This window comes from Escherichia sp. E14S1 (assembly GCF_004211995.1).
GTDB lineage: Bacteria > Pseudomonadota > Gammaproteobacteria > Enterobacterales > Enterobacteriaceae > Escherichia.
The window spans coordinates 1-4,562 of the sequence record NZ_RHJQ01000048.1 but is presented as its reverse complement, the minus strand read 5'-3'; the positions used below and the strand labels follow the sequence as shown (position 1 = coordinate 4,562).

Here is a 4,562-nt window from a genome sequence, read left to right as displayed (position 1 = left end):
AAAGATCCCCCTGTTGAGCACGGCTAACACCTGGAGTGCACGCCAGACTTTCAACGGCGGGATCACCGGGACGCTGACGGGGAACGCCGATACCGCGACGAAATTAAAAACAGCCCGCACGATCGGTGGTGTGGCATTTGATGGCTCTACAAACATCAACCTCCCTGGTGTAAACACCGCAGGAAACCAGAACACCACTGGTAATGCGGCAACCGCGACAAAACTGGCAACAGCGCGCAGTATTAATGGTGTGTCATTTGATGGAACCAAAAATATTAGTATCAATACTCTCGTTGGTCGCGGGCGTGTTACCGCCTTAACTGGTGCCACACAGGGAGCATCAGCGGGTATCCAGATGTATGAAGTTAGCAATAATGGTTATCCCACTACATACGGAAACGTTGTTCATCTTAAAGGTGCAACCTCTGTCGGAGAGGGGGAACTCCTGATTGGCTGGAGTGGCACAAGTGGTGCACATGCTCCAAGTTATATCCGTTCTCGACGAGATGTAACGACTGCCGAGTGGTCAGAATGGGCGCAAATTTATACATCTAAAGATTCGATTCCTGGTGTAAATACAACAGGAAACCAGAACACTACAGGAAATGCGGCGTCTGCAACAAAATTGCAAACCGCAAGAACTATAGGAGGCGTGTCATTCAATGGGACTGCAAATATTAACTTGCCTGGCGTTAACACTACGGGAAATCAAAATACGACAGGTAATGCAGCAACGGCTACAAAGTTGCAAACCGCTCGCGCAATCAGCGGCGTATCATTTAACGGTAGCGCAAATATCGAAATCATTCCCGTAGGCGTCCCCTTGCCGTGGCCTTCCGCCACGCCTCCGACAGGCTGGCTGAAATGCAATGGCGCTGCCTTTGATATGGAAAAATACCCTCAGCTTGCCAAGGTATACACTACCGGTAAATTACCTGATTTACGCGGTGAGTTTATCCGTGGTTGGGATGATGGACGTGGTGTAGACAGTGGACGATCACTACTCAGTAATCAGGATGCAACACTTATTCGCACAGCGTTACAGGATTATTACGGGGTTGACGTGGCTACTTCTGTCAAGGTTGGTATAGCATTTGCTTCCGCTGATAAAGCGCAAATAATCGGAATGCCTTCTGGTGCTAAAGCCGGGGATAACAGTGACTATGTTCCAGCTTCGGCTGATAACTCAGTTACAGGCACACAAAGAACAGCAGAAGATAATTTTAATAGCGTATGGATATCTATGCGACCACGTAATACATCATTTAATTATATTGTGAGAGCTGCATAATGGATAACGCGATATTGAATAATGAACTTATTGCCGTACAGGCAGGAAATATTATCGTTCATAACTATGATAGCGAAACATTAGAATATATATCTGCATCAACTGAATATCTTGCTGTTGGTGTTGGCATTCCGGCCAATTCCTGTTTAGATGCTCCTAGCACACATAAGGCGGGTTATGCTATCTGCCGTTCGGCAGATTTAAATTCATGGGAGTATGTGCCAGACCATCGCGGTGAAATCGTTTATAGCACCGAAACAGGAGAATCAAAAGAAATCACAGCACCGGGGGATTATCCTGAAAATACAACCACCATCGCCCCGTTAACGCCATATGATAAATGGGATGGTGAGAAATGGGTGACAGACACCGAGGCACAACACAATGCCGCAGTAGAAGCGGCAGAAGCACAGCGCCAGTCATTGATTGATGCTGCAATGGCTTCTATCAGTCTAATTCAATTGAAATTACAGGCAGGGCGGAAGCTGACGCAAACGGAATCCACCCGACTAAACATCGTGTTGGATTACATTGACGCGGTGACGGTAACAGATACCAGCACCGCGCCGGATGTCCTCTGGCCTGAACTGCCAGAGGCGTAGACCATTCAATATATGGTGCACTGGATATATCTGCTACCTCCGGTGCATCAAGGTATTAATCCACAAGCGATATTGGTCCCAGAACCACCATTCGAAGGCCCAACATCGGGCCATAATTATTATTCTGGTTTATCAGGCCATTCAGGGTTTTCGGTATCTACTCGACTCACCAGAACACTGTAGCGTTCCCATGCTTCCAGCCGGGCGCGTTCATCATCAGTAGCCATATTTAGCTTAATAGCGCGTTCCAGCGGCTGAATGACTAATTCAGCTTCTGAAAGCAAGGTGTTTTTTTGTAACTCCGCCTGTTGTTGTAGTTCATCTTGGGTATAAATCCGTTTGATTACAGTGCCATCTTTGAACAGCCAGTTACCAGAAATATCCGCGCGACGGTTGGCGGTTATATTCGGTAACTCAACAACACTCAAGCCATCAGGATTGATCATTGACACATCTTTCTCAATACAACGAATAATACCGTTCTCGTCGTAGGCCATTTTTAAAGTATCATCCTGAAAGTTTTTCTGTTCCTCATACCAGTTTTTGTCATCATCTGACCATAACCAGACAATATTAAATCGTTTGGTTAACTCATATTGTTCAATGGTCTTGGGATTGCCTTCTTTAATGTTTTTTAAATGCATCATAATTAAATACTTCCCGCGTTATACCATGTGCCATTAATACAATACTGAACAGGTCTTGCCTGCGCGATATCAATTAATTCATCAGTATTACTATTGACAACACCAGTAAGAACATGCCCTGACCTGTCATGCCAGCCAGTACCATTCCACGTTGGAAGGGATGACAAACCACCTAAGCGAATACCTGTAATAAAACGCGAATTACATTCTGCGGCGGTATAAGCGCCAATATCACCTGCCGAGGGTTTATGAGCTGTTGTATAAATTTGCGCCCATCCAGACCACTGAGCATCATCTGTATCTCGCCTTGAACGGATATATGCTGGCGCGTATCCCCCACTGGTGCCGCTCCAGCCGATAAGTAACTCACCTTCTCCAACTGCGGACACACCCGTAAGATGAAGCACATTGCCATAGGCGTAAGGGTAGCCATTGTTATATGCCTCATACATCTGGATACCAGGCGTCCCCTTTGCATTCCCGCTTAATGCAGTGACGCGATTCCGGGATACCAGCGTATTAATATTTATATCGCTGGAACCATCAAATTTGACACCATTAATGTTTCGCGCGGTTTTCAGCTTTGTAGCTGTAGCAGCATTGCCGGACAGCTCACCAGAAAGGCCAGCACTGAAGGTTTGCTTCGCTGCCCATGTCTGGGCTTCGTCAATTATCGGCACTCGTCTTGTCGTGATCGTTCGGCTTCCCGGATTTCCTGAGATGCGCACCATGAAGAAACGGTAGTTCGCTTTACTTACAGTGCTGCGCCATACCTTCATTGAGCGCCCCGTACCGGAATCATCACTCGGACCAACTGCGATGTTTATCAGGTTGCCATCAATGACGCCCCAGTCCATACCGTCGGGAATGTTGGTCATGTTATCAAGCCGAACGGTTATCAGACTGCCCGGCACAAAATCGTAGGTCTGCCAGTCCAGACTGGTGAGTTTTGCCACTGCGCCGCCAATACCCAGATTCAGGGGCAACGAAAAGGAGTTATATACTTCTCGCCATTCGGTCCATTTGCTCCCGGCGTAGACGCGCTCAAAAGTACGCCCCTGTGTGGTTTCTGCTTTCCCTGTGGTTGTGTAACGCTGCCAAACAGACACACCATCAAAACGTCTGATTACTTCCAGTATCCCAAGCAGTGTTGCTCCAGCGGTATCCTGCATTGGACCGTTTGTTGCCTTCCCTGTAACGCTGTAAATGCCGGGGTCGGTTAGAACATTCAAATCCCCTTCGTAATAACGACACTCTGACTGATGGCCCACTCTTGACCACGGTTCCCACTGTGGATTCTCTGCATTCCATGTAGCAGAAAGACATCGAACATATACATTCCCTCGGCGGGTCGTGTAGCGTTGCGTGCGTGAGTACCCACCACCTTCAAGAACTTCAAGGAGTCCCTGACCATAACTCCCTTCTTCCGGATAGTTGCGGTCAAATGAAGCGATAGAGCCGCTACTGTTTCGCCATAAACCAAGATGCTCTGCGCCTCCGAGCGTATTCAGGTCAATGGTTGTACTCAGAGAGCGTGTTGCTGACTGAATCTGTCGCCAGTAACTCCACGGGCCGTCAGAGCCATTCCAGGAACCAGAAAGGTTGCGCATATAAACATTGCCAGTCCTGGTGGTGTAACGCTGCATTCCTGCAAAATTACCGCCATTGAATACCTCAAGAACACCTACGGCACCGTCTTCCGGGAAATGTTTCTCCAGTGTTGCGTTGGAGGATGTGGATTTATACCAGACACCCACATAATCCTTAACGGGACCAAATGTGTTCAGGTCGGCATCAAGCGGCATTTCGCCGTTGTTTTTCATAAACGTCAGGCTGGTGACGTCAAGGTTCGCAGGCGTCAGCGAAATATCTTTAGAACCGTCAAACAGCACGTTATTAATCTTCCGTGCTGTTTTTAATTTCGTCGCGGTGTCGGCGTTCCCCGTCAGCGTCCCGGTGATCCCACCGTTGAAAGTCTGGCGTGCGCTCCAGGTGTTAGTTGTGCTCAACAGGGGGATCTTT

At 47.9% G+C, this 4,562-nt stretch carries 4 protein-coding genes and 2 pseudogenes; 3 read left to right on the top strand and 3 right to left on the bottom strand.

The features are described 5' to 3' along the window. Positions 1-355: 355 nt before the first annotated feature. The 3 genes and pseudogenes from D9734_RS23180 to D9734_RS23170 form a co-directional block, all read left to right on the top strand. A pseudogene (locus D9734_RS23180) lies at positions 356-553 on the top strand (tail fiber protein); the annotation flags it as partial. A 99-nt stretch (positions 554-652) separates the two neighbouring features. Then, the gene (locus tag D9734_RS23175; RefSeq protein ID WP_240780569.1) at positions 653-1,291 is read left to right on the top strand and encodes a phage tail protein; all 639 of its coding nucleotides are present in this window, start codon (positions 653-655) and stop codon (positions 1,289-1,291) included. Next, positions 1,291-1,893 (top strand): tail fiber assembly protein, encoded by a 603-nt coding sequence (locus D9734_RS23170; protein WP_130210883.1) that lies wholly within the window; start codon positions 1,291-1,293, stop codon positions 1,891-1,893. Before D9734_RS23175 ends, D9734_RS23170 begins: the two co-directional genes overlap by 1 nt. Here the strand turns inward: D9734_RS23170 and D9734_RS23680 are convergent. The 3 genes and pseudogenes from D9734_RS23680 to D9734_RS23155 all read right to left on the bottom strand — a co-directional run. After that, positions 1,868-1,948, bottom strand: a pseudogene (locus D9734_RS23680) (hypothetical protein); the annotation flags it as partial. The gene D9734_RS23170 and the pseudogene D9734_RS23680 overlap by 26 nt on opposite strands. Before the next feature lie 64 nt (positions 1,949-2,012). Continuing rightward, positions 2,013-2,540, bottom strand: coding sequence for a tail fiber assembly protein (locus D9734_RS23165; RefSeq protein ID WP_130210881.1), 528 nt, complete (start codon positions 2,538-2,540; stop codon positions 2,013-2,015). A 2-nt stretch (positions 2,541-2,542) separates the two neighbouring features. Next, a complete protein-coding gene (locus tag D9734_RS23155) occupies positions 2,543-4,558 on the bottom strand; it encodes a pyocin knob domain-containing protein (RefSeq protein WP_346475862.1) in 2,016 nt (671 codons plus the stop codon). Positions 4,559-4,562: the final 4 nt, after the last annotated feature.

Bases quoted from the DNA above. Each gene is read 5' to 3' on its own strand.
- D9734_RS23170 (WP_130210883.1), top strand. From the start codon at position 1,291: ATGGATAACGCGATATTGAATAATGAACTTATTGCCGTACAGGCAGGA.
- D9734_RS23165 (WP_130210881.1), bottom strand. From the start codon at position 2,540: ATGATGCATTTAAAAAACATTAAAGAAGGCAATCCCAAGACCATTGAA.